The following is a 16,986-nucleotide window of genomic DNA, read 5'->3' as shown; positions in this document are numbered from 1 at the left end:
CATCGTCCATCGTCAATCATCACTTATAGAGACCCATAAAATTACATGACTCAAAAACATAACATCATCCTGCAACCCTCCGGCTCCCGCGGACAAGTGGAAGAAGGCCAGTCCATTCGTTCCGCAGCGCGTGATCTCGGCGTGGAGATCGAATCCATTTGCGCTGAGAATGCCACCTGCGGCAAGTGTATGGTCTTGATCGAAGAAGGCCGCTTTGAAAAATACAACATTGATTCAAAGCGTGAAAATGTTTCGCCTGTCACTACCGAAGAAGCCGCATATTTTGCACGCAGGCCCAAGTTATTAAAAGATAAAGGCTGGGAAGTGGGCCAGGTGCGGCTTTCCTGTCAATGCAAAATACAGGGCGATGTGCTGATCAATGTTCCCGAAGAAAGCCGCGGCAACAAACAGATCGTGCGCAAGAGTGCCAGCAATCGCGAGATCGAGATCAAACCGTCGGTGCGGAAATATCTGGTCTCGATGAGTCCGCCCACGTTGGAGAGGCCGATCGCAGATTGGGAAAGACTCGCCAAAGGACTGGAAACTTCCATGGCATTAGTACGCGGCACCGAGGAAAAACTTCCGCGCTGGCATGAGTTTAATATTGACTATCAATGCCTGCGGACTTTATCCTCCACCCTGCGTGAAGCAAAATGGAATGTGACTGTTTCCGTCTGGCAGGATCGCGAAGTGATCGAAGTGCAAGCCGGATATGTGGAAGACAGTTACGGCGCAGCTGTGGATATTGGCTCGACAACCGTCGCGCTCTATTTATGCAACCTGCGCACCGGTGAAATGCTCGCCGCAGAATCAGAAATGAATCCGCAAATTGTGTATGGCGAAGATGTGATGTCTCGTATTCAATACACAATTGAATATCCTGACGGGCTTGAGAAATTACACAAAGCCATTATCTCCACGCTGAATAAATTATTGAAACAAGCCGCAAAGACGGCAAACATCAAGACCAGTGAAATTTTGGAAATGGTTCTGGTTGGAAATTCCACCATGCACCACATCCTCTTGAATTTACATCCCAAAGATCTGGGACTCGCTCCCTTCGTACCCGCGATTCACAAGTCGGTGGATGTGAAGGCGCGTGAATTGGGACTGCACATTAATCCCTCGGGCAATATCCATGTGCTGCCAACCATCGCTTCATTTGTCGGTGCGGATACCAGCGCGGTGATCGTTGCCGAAGAACCACACAAACAGGATGAGAACTGGCTGTTGATCGATGTGGGCACAAACGCCGAGCTTGTTCTGGGAAATCGCAAACGACTGGTGTGTACGTCCACGCCTACGGGGCCGGCGCTTGAAGGCGCGCACGTGGAATATGGAATGCGGGCCGCGCCCGGTGCGATGGAACGCATTGAAATTGACGATAAGACTCTTGAGCCAAGATATAAAGTCATCGGTGTAGACGGCTGGAACACAGACCATGCCGAGTTTATTGGGAAGGTCAAAGGGATCTGCGGCTCGGCCATCATCGACGGAGTGGCAGAATTATTCAGAGCGGGGATCGTTGACTCTCGGGGCAAGTTCAAGCAAGGGCTTGAGTCGACATCGTCCCCGAAGGGGAATCGTATTCGAAAGGGAGAGAGCGGCTGGGAGTATGTAATTGCCTGGGCCGAGGAAACTTCCATCGGGCGCGACATCCCAATGACTCAGCAGGATGTACGACAGATTCAATTGGCGAAGGCGGCGCTCTTCACCGCAGCGCGGACTTTGTTGAAGCGCTCTGGTTTGGAAACTCCTGATAAAATCATTCTCGCCGGCGGCTTCGGCAGTTATATTGATAAAGAAAAAGCCATGCTGATCGGGCTGATCCCTGATTGTGTTTTGGACAATGTATATGCGGTTGGAAATGCGGCGGGTGACGGTGCGCGAATCGCGTTGTTGAATGTTGAGAAGCGCAGAGAAATTGAAGAAGTGACTCGCAAGGTTGAAAGATTTGAATTGCCAACTGATCCTGAATTCCAAAATCAGTTTATGCTTGCAACGAGTTTCCCGCACATGAGTGAGCCTTTCCCCCACATTGCGCATTTGATCCCAATCGTGTGGCAGACCCGATGGCGAAGAATTTCAAGGTTAAATAACTTAACCACGAAGGGCACGAAGAGACACGAAGGAAAAGATTTTAAAAACCTTTGTGACCCTTTGTCTCCTTCGTGGTAAAAAAAGGAGAGCAGGATGAATAAATTTTTGGAAAGATTGAATTCAGGGGAAATTCTTGTTGCGGATGGAGCAACGGGATCAAATTTGCAAAAGATGGGGCTGAAGCCCGGCAAGCCGCCGGAGGATTTGATCATTGATGATCCTGATACACTTTTGAAACTTGCGAGTTCATTCACCAACGCCGGGTCAGATATTATTTTGACCTGCACTTTCGGCGGGACACGCATGAGAATGAAGGATTCAAAATATCAGGATCGGACACCGGAAGTAAATATCCGCGCTGCGGAAATTGCACGCAAGGCCGCTTCACTGAACAATGGACTGGTGGCTGGTTCGATGGGGCCTATCGGCGCTTTGGTCAAGCCGTATGGTCCGGTGGAAGCGGAAGATGTGAAGGCGACCTTTGCCGAACAAGCCAAAGCTCTGGCCGATGGCGGCGTGGATTTTCTTCTGATCGAAACGATGTTCTCTTTTGAAGAGACCACCGCCGCATTTGAAGGCGCACGCTCGGCGACTGATCTGCCGATCGTTGTCTCCTTTAGTTATGACCGCGGCACACGCTCGATGATGGGCGTGAAACCCAAGGATGTAATTAAGCGTTACAGTGAAATGGGCGCGACTCTGATCGGCGCGAATTGCGGCACGACACTTGAAAACATGGAAGCCGTTGTGAAAGAATATGTTGCGACCATTCCGAATTTCCCTTTGTGGGTCAAACCGAATGCGGGTGTACCTCACATGGATATTGAAACCGAGCAGGGCGTGTATGATATGGGTCCTGAAGATATGGCGACCTATGCAAAGAAATATGTTGAGCTGGGCGCGAAGGTTGTAGGCGGTTGCTGTGGAAATACTCCCGAGCATATTGCGGCAATTGCGAAGGCTGTGAAGTAAGAGCAGTGAACAGAAAATAGTGAATAGTTATCAGTAATCAGTATTATGACGGATTATCAATTACGGGTTTTGTGACTCGAAGGGGTAATCCGTTATTATTTTAAAGGTGAAACATATGCGTGAAAAAATATTGGATTTGTTATCGGGCAAAAAAATAGATTCACAGCCGGCTTTCAGCGGGTTGATCCATGTCACTGCTGAGGGGTTGCAGAGTGAAGGATTGATCTTTCATGAGGTTCATCGTAATGCGCAGAAGCTGGCAAAAGCGGCGGCGAGCACGTTTAAGTTAAGCGGATTCCCTTCGGCGGTTTTGCCTTTGGATCTGTATGTGGAAGCCGAGGCGTTGGGCGCGGAGCTTAACTTCCGCGAGGATCGGGATTTTGAATTTCCGCAGGTGAAGCACGCGGGATTGTTTGGGTCTGCAAAAGAATTGGTTGAAAGACTTCGGAAGTCTTCTCAACTTGAAGATATCCGAAGTCTGGGGCGGATAGAGAAAGTTTGCGAAGCCATTAAGTTATTAAAGAAAGATATTGGGAATGATGCGGTCATCGGAGGCATGATCCCCGGGCCGTATACATTGTTGCTGCTGGTCGTGGATGTAAAAAATATGTTCATCGAAATGAAGAAGGAACCGCAGGCTGTTACTGACGCGCTCGTTCTTCTTTCCTCTTTCCTTGCGGATGTTGGCACTGCCTATCGAGAAGCAGGCGCGGATTTTATTACCATTCATGATATGGGCGGTTCACCCGCTTTTATTGGTCCGGGCAAATATGAGCAGTTTGTTTTGCCGGCTGAAAAGTTATTAATTGAAAAACTTCCCGAGCCGAATGTTTTATCGGTCTGTGGAAATGTGACGGGTTCACTTAATCTGCTGGCGCAAACTGGAGCGGGTGCGATCTCACTCGACCAGACAGTTGATCTGGCGGCGGCGCGGCTGGCTCTCAGGGATACATTGCTGTTTGGCAATCTTGACCCGGTAGAGACTCTCTTTCGGGGAGATGATGCCGAAATACGCGAATCAATTGTCAGGGCGAAAGATGCGGGCGTGGACGCCGTCTGGCCGGGCTGCGATCTCGTCATCCGCACGCCGATTCAAAACATTAAGTACATGGTTGAGTAATTTATAATAAAACCAATTCACGGAGGCTTGGTTGAGAAAAAAATTATCAAATTGGATTCCATTTTTATTATTGCTGGTTATCTCGGCTTTGGTCTATCTTCCATTTATTCAAAAAATCGGATTGATAAACGATGATTGGTATTTGATCTTTGCGGGAAAAGCCGGGGCGCAGATATTTTTTCACTTGTATTCAGCAGCGATAGACCCATGCGGGCATTTGTCATGGGGCCTGCATATTTTCTTTTTGGCGACAATATTCTTCTCTATCATTTAAGCGGATATTTTTTTCGTTTTCTAAGCGGCGTCTGCGCGTATTGGCTCTTTCAAATGATCTGGCCGAAAAATAAAAGTGCGAATACCTGGATCGCGATCCTTTTTGTAATCTACCCGGGCTTTCTTTCACAGACCAATCCAATCGATTATCAATCACAACTCTTTAGTCTTTTTCTCGCGATACTATCCATTGCGCTCACCATAAAAGCAATTTTGATTTCGGGATGGAAAAAATATATATTGCTTCTGTCTGCAATCGTGACCGGCATTTTTTATCTTGGGCTGGTTGAATATTTTTTTGGATTTGAATTATTCCGGATCATCTCTATCTACCTGCTTAATAAGGATATTAAAAAATCTTTTACACAAACATCGTTTATATCGTTCAAACAATGGCTGCCGAGCGCGATCATTCCAGCCGGATTCTTTTTCTGGCGTATCATTTTATTTGAAAGTGAACGCAAAGCCACAGACATCGGCGCGCAACTGCAAACCATTTCAGCAAATCCGCTGCTCAACGGCTTTTGGCTGGCGCTGGCTCTTTTTCAAGACACAATCAAGGCGGCCTTTCTCGCATGGGGAGTTCCACTTTATTTATTTAACACTGGCCTGCGGGTCCGAGATCATCTTTTAAGTTTTGGGATCGCCGCACTCATCATCGCTTTGATTGTTTCAGGATCAAAATATCTGGAAAGCGACAAAGAAGCCGAGACCGAAGAAAATGGATGGCAGACCGCTTCCATCGCCGCCGGGCTTGCTTCTGTTATCCTGAGTCTTTTTCCTGTTATTTTTGTAAATCGACGCCTGATCTTTGAGGTCTATTCCCGTTATGCACTCGCTGCATCGCTGGGTTCGGCAATGCTGATGGTTGGTTTGCTTTATTCAATATCCAATAAAAAGATACGCCATAGCGCACTGGCTTTTCTGGTCACCATTGCAACTCTTACCCATTTCCATAATGGCGCGCGCGCCGCAGAGCAGACGGCTTCCTTTCGCGATTTCTGGTGGCAAGTCAGTTGGCGTGCGCCTGAATTCCAACCCGAAACCACGCTGGCAGCCAATTATCCAATCACAGCCATTGAAGAGGATTATTTCGTTTGGGGACCTGCAAATCTTATTTACAATCCTGCATCCACAGATCATCAAATCATAAAACCATTGATCTATGCGATTGTCTTAAATGAAAACAATCTTTTAGACATCATGCAAGGCGGGGAGATAAAACCCATTGAAAGGCGCGGCATTCTCACACAGCCTAATCTCGATAAACTTCTGGTACTTAGCCAGCCCACACAATTCTCCTGTGTGCATTTCATGGATGGAAAAAATCCGATCATTTCAGCCTATGAAGAGACTGACATTACATCTGCTGCAAATTATTCAGATATTGATCTGATCAATGTAAACGCCGAAGCACATACTCCCCCATTGTCCATTTTTGGGGCGGAACCGGAACACGGCTGGTGCTATTATTTTCAAACTGCATCGCTGGCCAGTCAGCGCGGAGATTGGGATCACGCCGCCACACTCGGAAATGAAGCCTGGAATCAAGGATTGCGCCCCGCGGATAAATCTGAATGGCTGATCTTTCTAAAGGCATATACGCGGCTCAATCAATTTGATGAAGTGGTAAAGATCGCCAAAGATATAAAAAAAGACCCTTTCCAAAAATATCAGGTCTGTAAAAAACTTACCACTGAATTTGGGAATTCTGATACAACGCCTGAGATGCAAAAATTACTCAATACTATTTTTTGCGAAAAATAGTACCAAATACAGAAAAAGCGAAACCCGCCGGGACAGAAATCTGTCACGGCGGGTCTTATTTTATTTCCCTGCCACAAACTTATTATTGCACGCTAAAAAGCACCGAACTATTTTCTGTCCGTTTGCAAAGCTCGCTAAACTGGGAGCAGGTGGATTCGGCTCCTTCCGCAGAAGGCTCATCAAACTCCTCTACTTCCCCGCCCTTAACGTAACAGCCCAGCGGCTCATTTCCAATTACCTGAAAACCCAACGGCACACGGCAGGTGTTATCTATTCCAGCCAGGTCTTTAAGCGGATAAGTAGGGTCATCCGTATTGGCGGCGCCCGCCTCTTCGGCTGTAAAATGATCGTGAAAATAAAAAAGGCCGGGATCAAGTACTGCGTCACTGGAAACGACACTCCACATGAATGTCTCTTTTCCACCATCAAACATCCATTTCTTAAAGGCGATTTCTATGGCGGGTAAATTTCCATAGGTACTCAGGCGCGCCCATGCAAGGTCGGGGTCGCCTTCAGGGTAGACTCCCTTACTCAAGTCATAAATAATCGTTTCAAATCCATCACTGTCATAATCATCAGGGCGGTTGATACTGCTGCCGCCCATATCGCTATTCACATCAAAATAAACCGCAACACTATCCGCGTTAAAATCTGTATTATATGGGGGGCGTGTTGCAAGTAAAATCTCTGCTCTGCCATCAGCGTTTCGATCGATTTCCACACCATAGGAACCTGTAAGGGATTGCGTTTCAGGATCAAGCCCGATTAAAGAAATCTTGATGTAGAAAAAAGTGTCATCACTGGTGATCGAAAAATCTGCAATGTCAACATCAGGCAGGTAGACCATGTCAACCGCCGTGAAGGGGCGTTCAAAACGATTCTTTCGCAAAAAGTCACCAGTCTTTACTTTTTTTGTTTCAAAGGATAATGAATTTTCATTATCATGAGCGGTTGCACGGTCTGTAGTACCTTCAGTGGGAATTGCAACATGCTCGATCTGTATAGCTTGCGGGAGGGTTGGTACTGCTGAAGGTACAGTCTCTGGAGTTATCATGACAGCTTCACTTGCAATAGCAGTTGATCCCGTCACAACGATTTCAGGCGGCGGTGTGGATGCGCTACAGGCCTGCAACAGTATGGTTACAATTAGCAACATTAACGGAAGAGATCTTTTCATATATGGTTCCTTTTTAGCGCAGAATATCAATATCCCATTAACTATAATTTCATAAGCTCGTGCAAAGGGCTGGAATTAAAATATTATACCTAACAAAAATGAAAGGTGCGCCGCTCTATAGTTGCAGAAACATAATGAATATTTTTCCTTAAAAAGATTAAATGAAACGAAGGCCGCAACTTTTTTCGCAATATTCGCTTCATTTGCCGAATTCGCGTTGTGACTTTTGCTCTTTGGGAGCGCCGGGTATTGCAGCTTGCACATAATCCAAGATTAATTATCATAATCTGATTTGGAATTTCCCAGTTGCTTGACGCTTTAAAGGTCATGTGCTACCATCGTTTGTTGAATATATCGAAAGAGGAGAAACTATGAGTAATAAACAACGCGGCTTGCTGGTAGTCTTCATTTTTATAGTGTCCACTATGTTGATCTCTGCCTGCACGCAATCACTATCTGCAGCACCTGTAGCAACGCCAACCTTGCTCCCCACCGGACTGTTCGTTTCGCCCTTCCCATCTGTTGAAAATCCGATGGCAATGATCGAGGAATTTGCAAAACAGACTGCCGCAGCGCAAACATCTGTAGCAGGCGGTACAGCTGGCACCCCACAGGCAATCACCACGGTTGGAACGGTCATTACGCCACAAGCCGGAGTAACTTCCACACCGGGCGTTTCAACGCCAGTGCCCGGCACACCTACCAACGCTGTACCCACAACTCCTGCGGCAGCTGGTTTAACACCTGTCGTTCCCAGTGGACCAACGACAACCCCAGTACCTGCCGGTGTACGCCCTGCATCATACACATTACAAAATGGCGAGTTTCCCTACTGTATTGCGCGCCGTTTCAATGTTGACCCTGATGCCTTGCTCAGCGCAAGTGGGCTGACCAGTCCTGATCTGTATTACCCAGGCTTAACTCTAACCATTCCACAAAGCGGTGCATTCCCTGGCGCGCGGATGCTGGCTTCTCACCCGGCCACCTACACAGTGGTCTTAAGTGATGAAACCATTTACAGCATTGCCTGTAAATTTGGTGATGTTGATCCTGCTTCGATTGCCTCTGCAAATAGCATTTCAATTTCAGCGTCATTAACTGCCGGGCAAGCATTGAAAATACCCTAATTTGAAATCAAAAAGCCCAAGCAAATGCTTGGGCTTTTTTTATTATCTTTTTACAAGGAACTTCCGATGCCGTTTGAATTACTTCACCAGAGACTCTGCTAAAAGGCCGTGCCTTTTAATCCGGCGCGACACACTAAAAACACCCGATGGACGTGAAACCAAATTTGACATTATCGAACATGGCGGTTCTGTCATCATTGTTCCAATCGATAAAGATGGCAATCTGCTATTTGTGCGTCAATACCGTCACGCGGCAGGCATGGACTTGCTTGAGCTGCCCGCGGGCACCCTGGAACACGGCGAAGATCCGGCAGTGTGCGCCGCGCGCGAGATCCGCGAGGAAACAGGTTTCGCTGCAGACAAGATCGAGAAGATCGGTGATTTTTATCTCGCACCCGGATATTCAACAGAATTCATGCATGTCTTTCTCGCGCAAGAATTAAGACACGATCCGCTTGAAGCAGATGCGGATGAATTTCTCAGCGTGGAAAAACTTTCCTACGCAGAGGCAATTCAAATGGTCGAAAGAGGCGGGATGCCCGACGCCAAGTCGCTGGCGGCGTTGTTATTGGCGAAGTCACATCTACAAACAAAATAATATGCTTATTCTCATTGCAGGCCCCTATCGCTCCGGCACAAATGATGATCCTAAAAAGATCGCAGAGAATGTCCACTTGATGGAAACCTTTGCACTGCCTATTTTTCGCCTGGGGCATATTCCCTTATTAGGTGAATGGTTCGCGCTTCCATTGGTGGCCCTGGCTGGCTCAAAGCAAATTGGAGACGAACCATTCAATGAAATTTTTCATCCGATTGCAGAGAGACTTTTGGAAAAATGTGATGCAGTTCTCAGGGTGGGCGGCGCGTCACAAGGCGCAGATTTAATGGTTGAGGTTGCGCGCAAACGAAGCCTGAACATTTATTTTGCACTGGATGAAATTCCGCCCGTTCAATAATTAAATAACAGAATTAAATAGACAGACGGCAAAAAAATTGCCGTCTGTCTATTTAATTCTACAATTCTTATCCAAAATATGACAACTCTCAGGTAGATTCGGGTCATTCATAACTAACCAATGTCCTCAGGGAGGGATAAACTTGTATGTTGAAGATAATCCCAGGTGTAAACCTGCTTTCAAAGGAGCAAGTAATGAAACAACCTATCATCATGACCGACGGAAATGAAGCAACCGCAAGCGTTGCGCACCGTCTCAGTGAAGTGATCGCCATTTACCCGATCACCCCATCCTCCGGAATGGGCGAATTTTCAGACGAATGGTCTTCCAAAGGACGCAAAAATCTTTGGGGAACCGTGCCGCTAGTGATTGAAATGCAATCCGAAGGCGGCGCGGCGGGAGCCGTACACGGCGCACTACAAACCGGCGCGCTCACGACCACCTTCACCGCATCTCAGGGCTTATTATTAATGATCCCGAACATGTACAAGATCGCGGGCGAACTGACCAGCACCGTCTTCCACGTAGCCGCGCGCGCCATTGCCTCTCACGCCCTCTCCATTTACGGCGATCATCAAGATGTGATGGCCGTCCGCCAAACCGGCTGGGCGCTGCTCTCCTCAGGTTCTGTTCAAGAAGCGCAGGATTTTGCCGCCATTTCACAGGCAGCCACGCTCAAATCACGCGTCCCCTTTATGCACTTCTTTGATGGATTTAGAACCTCGCACGAAGTGACCAAGATCTTCCAATTGACGGATGAAGAACTCCGCCTCATGCTGGACGATGACCTGGTGCGTGCCCATCGAGCAAGAGGACTCACGCCTGAACATCCCGTCCTACGCGGCACCGCGCAGAACCCCGATGTGTACTTCCAAATGCGCGAAGCCTCCAACAATTACTACACCGCCACTCCCGCCATCGTGCAAGAGATGATGGACAAATTCGCCCAGGTCACTGGCCGCCATTACAACCTCTTCGATTACAGCGGACATCCCGATGCTGAACGCGTCATTATCATCATGGGCTCCGGCGGCGAAGTTGTGGAAGAAACCGTTGCCTATCTTGCAAAGAAGGGCGAAAAAGTTGGCGTATTACGTGTGCGTCTGTATCGTCCGTTTTCCATTGAACATTTCCTCAAGGGTCTGCCCAAGAGTGTGAAATCCATTGCAGTATTGGATCGCACCAAGGAGCCCGGCTCCAACGGCGAACCGATGTATTTGGATATTGTGAATGCGCTCATGGAAGGCAAACGCTCCGATATCAAAGTCATCGGCGGACGTTACGGCCTTTCCTCCAAGGAATTCACTCCTGCCATGACACGGGCTGTGTTTGACGAATTATCCAAACCTGAACCCAAGAATCATTTCACCCTCGGTATTAATGACGATGTCTCTCACACCAGCCTTGAAGTAGACTCAAGTTTCTCGCTTGAATCAGAAGGCATGGTCAGTTGTGTGTTCTTCGGCCTCGGCTCCGATGGGACCGTGGGCGCGAACAAAAACTCGATCAAGATCATCGGTGAAGAAACCAGCAATTACGCGCAGGGCTACTTCTATTACGACTCGAAGAAGTCGGGCACGGTCACCGTTTCACATTTGCGCTTTGGCCCGCAAGCCATTCGCGCACCTTATCTCATTGAAGCGAATCAGGCTAATTTTGTGGCCTGTCACCAGTATGCGTTCCTCGAACGCGTGGATATGCTCAAATACGCCAAGGAAGGCGCGATCTTCCTGCTCAACAGCATGTTTGGCCCGGACGAAATCTGGGATGAATTACCGCAGGAAGTTCAAAAAGATATCATCGAAAAGAAACTCAAGTTCTACGCCATTAACGGGTACGACGTCGCGGAAAAGACCGGCATGGGCGGACGCATGAATACCATCATGCAGACGGCCTTCTTCGCCATCAGCGGTATTCTTCCGCGTGATGCGGCAATCGCCGAGATCAAACATGCCATTGAAAAAAGCTACGGCAAACGCGGTGAGGCGGTTGTGAAGCAGAACTTTGAGGCAGTGGATGCAACTGTCGCGAATCTTCATGAGGTCAAAGTTCCAGCGAAGATCAGCTCAAAGACGACGCGCAGGCTCCCGGTCCCGATTGAAGCGCCTGAGTTCGTTCGCGATGTGCTCGGTCAGATCATCGACTCAGACGGCGATAACATTCCGGTCTCCGCATTCCCAATTGATGGAACCTTCCCCACCGGCACAACGCAATGGGAAAAGCGCAATCTTGCGCTCGAAATTCCTGTTTGGGAAGCGGATCTGTGCATCCAATGCGGTAAGTGCGTGATGGTTTGTCCGCACGCGGTAATTCGCCATAAAGTGTATGACGAAAAATTACTGGCAGAGGCACCCGAGGCCTTCAAGCATACTGCGTCGAAGTTCAAGGAATTTTCGACCGGGTTTGCGTACACTTTGCAGGTTGCGCCCGAAGATTGCACAGGTTGTACTTTGTGCGTGGAAGTTTGCCCTGTGAAGGACAAGCGCGCCGTGGGACGCAAGGCGATCAACATGGAAGCGCAGCCTCCTTTGCGCGAAGCTGAAGTAAAAAACTGGGATTTCTTTATGAACATTCCAGATATGGACAGGAAGTTATTCAATCCGTCCACGATTAAGAACTCGCAGTTGCTGCGCCCGTTGTTTGAGTTCAGCGGCGCTTGCGCGGGCTGCGGTGAAACTCCGTATGTGAAACTGGTCTCACAATTGTTCGGCGACCGCGCCGTGATCGCAAATGCCACGGGTTGTTCATCCATTTACGGCGGCAACCTCCCCACTACTCCGTGGGCCAAGAACGCCGATGGACGCGGCCCGGCCTGGTCGAATTCGCTGTTTGAAGATAATGCCGAGTTCGGTTTGGGTATGCGCCTGACTATTGACAAGCAAATTGAATATGCGCGTGAATTGCTCAAGTCCTTTGAATCAACGGTAAGTACCGAGTTGGTCGAAGCCATTTTGAATGCCAATCAAGAAGATGAAGCGGGCATTGGCGCTCAACGTGAACGTGTTGTTGAATTGAAGAATAAACTGAGCAAGTCCAGTGATAGCCGTGCAAAAGACCTCATCAGCCTGGCGGATAATCTGGTCAAGAAATCGGTCTGGATCATCGGCGGCGATGGTTGGGCCTATGACATTGGCTACGGTGGTCTCGATCACGTGCTCGCCAGCGGACGCAACGTCAACATCCTCGTACTGGATACTGAAGTCTATTCAAACACCGGCGGGCAGGCCAGCAAGTCTACGCCACGCGCGGCAGTTGCCAAGTTCGCTATGGGCGGCAAGGGATTGCCCAAGAAAGACCTCGGGCTGATCGCCATGTCCTATGGATATGTCTATGTTGCCCGTGTTGCCATGGGCGCGAACTACCAGCAAACACTCAAGGCATTGCTCGAAGCCGAAACCTATGACGGTCCATCTCTCGTCATCGCGTACAGCCCGTGCATTGCACACGGCTACGATATGGCAAGAAGTCTGGATCAGACAAAATTAGCGGTGCAATCGGGTCACTGGCCCATGTATCGTTACGACCCACGCCTGGCCGAGCAGGGACACAATCCGCTCGTGATCGAATCCAAGGAACCAAGTATTCCGATCTCACAATATGCTTATAACGAAACCCGTTACAAGATGCTCATCCAAATGGACGAAGAGCGTGCCGAAATGTTAATGAAGGAAGCGCAGCACGATGCAAAATCCCGCTGGACGTTGTACCAGCAGATGGCTTCGATGCATTATGAAAACGGCAGCGAAACCGAGGAGAAAAAATCATGATCGACCTTACCACAACCTATCTTGGTCTACAATTAAAAAATCCACTCGTTGCTTCGGCTTCTCCCCTCTCCAAGGATATAGACAAGGCACGTAAATTGGAAGAAGCCGGCATTGCAGCAATCGTAATGTATTCCCTCTTTGAGGAACAGATCATCCACGAAAGCCTCGAACTGGACCACTATCTCACCCGCGGAACCGACTCATTTGCCGAAGCAATGACCTATTTGCCTGATGGCGGTATGTACGCGGTTGGTCCTGAAAAATACTTAAATCAAGTAGCCGGATTAAAGAAAGCCTTAAAACATCCCCGTCATTGGAAGTTTAAACGGTGTATCCAAAGGCGGCTGGACGAATTACGCAAGACAGATACAGGAAGCCGGAGCAGATGCGTTGGAACTGAATCTGTACTACATCCCAACTGATCCCGACCTCACTGCCCAGGAATTGGAAAACGCACAAGTTGAATTGGTGGCACAGGTAAAATCTGCGATATCCATTCCACTCGCAGTCAAATTGAGTCCCTATATTACCGCCTTGCCCAACTTTGCGCGCAAAATCGTCGAAGCCGGAGCAAATGGACTCGTCCTCTTCAATCGCTTCTACCAGCCAGATTTCGACCTTAATGAACTGGAAATCGTCCACAGCCTTGATTTAAGTACCTCCGCCGAACTGCGCCTTCCTCTGCGTTGGATATCAATCCTGCACGGAAAACTCAACACCGATTTTGCCCTCACAAGCGGCGTCCACACGGCAAACGACGTACTCAAATCCATGATGGCAGGCGCAAAAGTTGCCATGATGGCCTCAAATCTCCTGCATAACGGCAACCAGGTCATCCCATCCATATTAAACGAATTGGAAACATGGATGAAAGAACGGGAATATGTCTCGATCAACCAAATGCAGGGAAGCATGAGTCAAAAATCAGTAAAAGAACCCGCAGCTTTCGAACGGGCAAACTACATGAAGGTCCTGAACTCGTTCAGAAACCTGCCTTAAGTAAAAAAATCCTCCGTGAAAACGGAGGATTTTTTATAAATTCAAATCACAAAGCTAGCTTTCAACAGGAGCAGAGGCATTCTTACGCTGGCGGAAAGTGATACGGGCACGAGTCAGATCATAAGGCGACATTTCCATAGCTACACGATCCCCCAACAAAATACGAATATAATGCTTTCGCATCTTACCAGAAAGATATGCAAGCACCTCATGTCCATTATCAAGCTTCACCCGAAACTGAGTCCCGGGCAGTGCCTCGATCACAACACCATCAACTTTAATTTTGCCTTCTTCTTTTGTCATACACGCCTCTTGATCTATTCTACATCCTTGAAAGATTTTCGTTTCATACGTCGAATCGCCTTCTTCTTCTCCATCCGGCGCGTCTCACTCTTTGAGACGAACCAGCGTTTATTGCGAATCGTACTCAACACCCCGCTCTTTAACAACCTTCTTCCGAAAACGCTTGAGCAAAGAATCCTGAGACTCGCCATTACGTAAATGTACTGAACCCAATCAAATCACCTACTTTCCACGTAAAAAATAGACAAAAAAAATCGACCATTACGCAGAATCGGCCGAGGACTTTATAAATAAGACCAGAAACGAACTCACTGACCATACGATCAAAAAATGCGCTTCACACTCCTCGCTTTATAGAAAGGGCAAAAAAGCCCATGCTGAAACTGCAATCGGCATTATACACGATACACGCATGGATGAAAAGATTTTTCTATCAAATTTTCCACCTAGGAATTGCCTCACCCACATGGATTTTCCAATTGAATAACTTACCCACCCCAACCAGACCGCATCAAACTCACCCAAAACTGGTTCTGCATCCCAAACATCCCAGCCGCTAATTCACTAAAACAAAAAAGGCCCTCCATTTTCACAGAGGACCTTCCAACATACAAATTACAAAATCTAGCTGCTAACCGAAACTGGCGCATTCTTTCGCTGACGAAAAGTAATACGGGCACGAGATAAATCGTATGGAGACATCTCCATGGAAACATGATCGCCCAGCAAAATACGAATATAATGCTTGCGCATCTTACCCGAAAGATAAGCCAGCACTTCATGTCCATTATCAAGCCGCACACGGAACTGAGTTCCAGGCAGGGCTTCGATCACGAGACCATCCACTTTAATTTTGCCTTCTTCTTTTGTCATACACGCCTCTCGATCTATTCGTTATCTTTGAAAGCGCGTCGTAATTAATGCGACGAATAGCCTTCTTCTTTTCCATTCTACGCGTCTCACTCTTGGAGACGAACCAGCGTTTGTTACGAATGGTGCTTAAAATACCGCTCTTTACTATTTTCTTGCGAAAGCGCTTGAGCAAAGAGTCTTGAGACTCGCCGTTACGTAAATTTACTGAAGCCAACGAAATCACCTACTTTCCACATAAAATAGTCAAAAAAAACGGCCGCTACACTTAATCGGCCGGGGACTTTATAAATAAGACCACAAGCTAATTAGATTCATTATATGATCAACACCAAAATTGCATAAGCAAATGATGATACATACAAACACATACACGCGCGGATAGAAAAATCCCGCGCGTGTTATGTGTAAAAGAAAAGCCCCTTGGCAATGACCTACTCTCCCGGGAGGTCGCCCTCCAAGTACCATCAGCGCTGACATGCTTAACTGCCGGGTTCGGTATGGGACCGGGTGTACCCACGTCGCTCAAATCACCAAGGGACATTTTCACAATGTTGGTCTGAACAGCAAGTTGATGTTTTCTCAAGAAAAGTACCAAATTCTCCGTATCACAAGAAGGAAGCCCTCGACCATTAGGTACAGCTTTAGTTTAACACATTACTGCGCTTACACATATGCCCATTAACCAGGTAGTCTACCTGGGGTCTTACACCCTTACGGGTCACAGGATCTAATCTTGGGCAAGTTTCCCACTTAGATGCTTTCAGCGGTTATCTTTGCCAGACATGGCTACCCAGCGATATGTTCTGGCGGAACAACTGGCACACTAGAGGTCTGTCCACCCGGTCCTCTCGTACTAGGAGCAGCTCCCTTCAAATCCCTTACGCCCACAGTGGATAGAGACCGACCTGTCTCACGACGGTCTGAACCCAGCTCGCGTACCGCTTAACGGGCGAACAGCCCGACCCTTTGGGACCTTGTCCAGCCCTGGGGATGCGATGAGCCGACATCGAGGTGCCGAGCGAGATCGTCGATGTGAACTCTGATCTCACCAGCCTGTTATCCCCGGGGTAGCTTTTATCCGGTAAGCCACAACCCTTCCACCGGTATTGTGGGATCACTAAGCCCGACTTTCGCCTCTGTTCGGCGCGTCGGCCTTACAGTCAAGCTCCCTTTAGCCTTTCCACCTATGGTGGGTTTCCATTCCACCTGAGGGAACCTTTGGGCGCCTCCGTTACTTTTTGGGAGGCGACCGCTCCCAGTCAAACTGCCCACCTGGCACGGTTCCCCATCCGGATTACGGAATGGGGTTATGGATCTTAAACATGATCAGGGTGGTATTTCGCACCATTGGTTTCCACCGACGCTAGCGCCAGCTTCAAAGCCTCCCCACCTATCCTACATAGATCATATCCAAATACAATGCCAAGTTGCAGTAAGCTCCACGGGGTCTTTTTGTCCTACTGCGGTGTAGTCCGCATCTTCACAGCCATTTCAATTTCACTGGGTCCTCGTCGAGACAGTGCTCTAATTGTTACGCGGTTCGTGCGGGTCG

At 48.2% G+C, this 16,986-nt stretch carries 14 protein-coding genes and 2 rRNA genes; 10 read left to right on the top strand and 6 right to left on the bottom strand.

Annotated features, from left to right (window positions below; translation table 11 throughout):
- Window positions 1-45 precede the first annotated feature (45 nt).
- The 4 genes from IPL71_RS20400 (at window position 46) to IPL71_RS20385 (ending at window position 6,232) form a co-directional block, all read left to right on the top strand.
- Window positions 46-2,178, top strand: coding sequence for an ASKHA domain-containing protein (locus IPL71_RS20400; protein ID WP_345324817.1), 2,133 nt, complete (start codon window positions 46-48; stop codon window positions 2,176-2,178).
- A 15-nt stretch (window positions 2,179-2,193) separates the two neighbouring features.
- The gene (locus IPL71_RS20395; protein ID WP_345324815.1) at window positions 2,194-3,072 is read left to right on the top strand and encodes a homocysteine S-methyltransferase family protein; all 879 of its coding nucleotides are present in this window, start codon (window positions 2,194-2,196) and stop codon (window positions 3,070-3,072) included.
- Between the two features lie 115 nt (window positions 3,073-3,187).
- The gene (locus IPL71_RS20390; protein ID WP_345324813.1) at window positions 3,188-4,192 is read left to right on the top strand and encodes a uroporphyrinogen decarboxylase family protein; all 1,005 of its coding nucleotides are present in this window, start codon (window positions 3,188-3,190) and stop codon (window positions 4,190-4,192) included.
- A 207-nt stretch (window positions 4,193-4,399) separates the two neighbouring features.
- The gene (locus IPL71_RS20385; RefSeq protein WP_345324811.1) at window positions 4,400-6,232 is read left to right on the top strand and encodes a hypothetical protein; all 1,833 of its coding nucleotides are present in this window, start codon (window positions 4,400-4,402) and stop codon (window positions 6,230-6,232) included.
- A gap of 82 nt (window positions 6,233-6,314) precedes the next feature.
- Here the strand turns inward: IPL71_RS20385 and IPL71_RS20380 are convergent, their stop codons facing one another.
- Window positions 6,315-7,409 carry a hypothetical protein gene (locus IPL71_RS20380; RefSeq protein WP_345324809.1) on the bottom strand — a complete coding sequence of 365 codons (1,095 nt, stop codon included), beginning with the start codon at window positions 7,407-7,409 and terminating at the stop codon, window positions 6,315-6,317.
- A 371-nt stretch (window positions 7,410-7,780) separates the two neighbouring features.
- Here IPL71_RS20380 and IPL71_RS20375 point away from each other — a divergent pair, with 371 nt between their 5' ends.
- From IPL71_RS20375 to IPL71_RS20350, 6 genes are all read left to right on the top strand, one after another.
- Window positions 7,781-8,536, top strand: coding sequence for a LysM peptidoglycan-binding domain-containing protein (locus IPL71_RS20375; RefSeq protein ID WP_345324807.1), 756 nt, complete (start codon window positions 7,781-7,783; stop codon window positions 8,534-8,536).
- Window positions 8,537-8,609: 73 nt separating this feature from the next.
- A complete protein-coding gene (locus IPL71_RS20370; protein WP_345324805.1) occupies window positions 8,610-9,134 on the top strand; it encodes an NUDIX hydrolase in 525 nt (174 codons plus the stop codon).
- Window position 9,135: 1 nt separating this feature from the next.
- Window positions 9,136-9,492 carry a DUF4406 domain-containing protein gene (locus IPL71_RS20365; RefSeq protein ID WP_345324803.1) on the top strand — a complete coding sequence of 119 codons (357 nt, stop codon included), beginning with the start codon at window positions 9,136-9,138 and terminating at the stop codon, window positions 9,490-9,492.
- 194 nt (window positions 9,493-9,686) lie between these two features.
- Complete coding sequence (gene nifJ, locus IPL71_RS20360) at window positions 9,687-13,259, top strand: pyruvate:ferredoxin (flavodoxin) oxidoreductase (RefSeq protein ID WP_345324801.1); 3,573 nt, start codon at window positions 9,687-9,689, stop codon at window positions 13,257-13,259.
- A complete protein-coding gene (locus IPL71_RS20355; protein ID WP_345324799.1) occupies window positions 13,256-13,681 on the top strand; it encodes a beta/alpha barrel domain-containing protein in 426 nt (141 codons plus the stop codon). Before nifJ ends, IPL71_RS20355 begins: the two co-directional genes overlap by 4 nt.
- Entirely contained in the window at window positions 13,563-14,258 is a 696-nt protein-coding gene (locus IPL71_RS20350; protein ID WP_345324947.1) for a dihydroorotate dehydrogenase-like protein, read from the top strand. Before IPL71_RS20355 ends, IPL71_RS20350 begins: the two co-directional genes overlap by 119 nt.
- Before the next feature lie 54 nt (window positions 14,259-14,312).
- Here the strand turns inward: IPL71_RS20350 and infA (IPL71_RS20345) are convergent, their stop codons facing one another.
- The 5 genes from infA (IPL71_RS20345) to IPL71_RS20325 all read right to left on the bottom strand — a co-directional run.
- Window positions 14,313-14,561 (bottom strand): translation initiation factor IF-1, encoded by a 249-nt coding sequence (gene infA / locus IPL71_RS20345; RefSeq protein WP_345324797.1) that lies wholly within the window; start codon window positions 14,559-14,561, stop codon window positions 14,313-14,315.
- Window positions 14,562-15,185: 624 nt separating this feature from the next.
- Window positions 15,186-15,434: a translation initiation factor IF-1 gene (gene infA, locus IPL71_RS20340; protein WP_345324795.1), complete on the bottom strand. Its 249-nt coding sequence runs from the start codon at window positions 15,432-15,434 to the stop codon at window positions 15,186-15,188.
- Window positions 15,409-15,657, bottom strand: a complete 249-nt coding sequence (gene rpsU, locus IPL71_RS20335; RefSeq protein ID WP_345324793.1) for a 30S ribosomal protein S21 — start codon at window positions 15,655-15,657, stop codon at window positions 15,409-15,411. The genes infA (IPL71_RS20340) and rpsU overlap by 26 nt, the downstream gene beginning before the upstream one ends.
- A 195-nt stretch (window positions 15,658-15,852) precedes the next feature.
- Window positions 15,853-15,969, bottom strand: a 5S ribosomal RNA gene (rrf, locus tag IPL71_RS20330).
- A 74-nt stretch (window positions 15,970-16,043) separates the two neighbouring features.
- Window positions 16,044-16,986, bottom strand: a 23S ribosomal RNA gene (locus IPL71_RS20325); the annotation flags it as partial.

This window comes from Candidatus Villigracilis proximus, assembly GCF_016717045.1.
GTDB lineage: Bacteria > Chloroflexota > Anaerolineae > Anaerolineales > Villigracilaceae > Villigracilis > Villigracilis proximus.
Note: the sequence above shows the minus strand (reverse complement) of the source record. Positions and strands in the feature narration are given on the sequence as shown.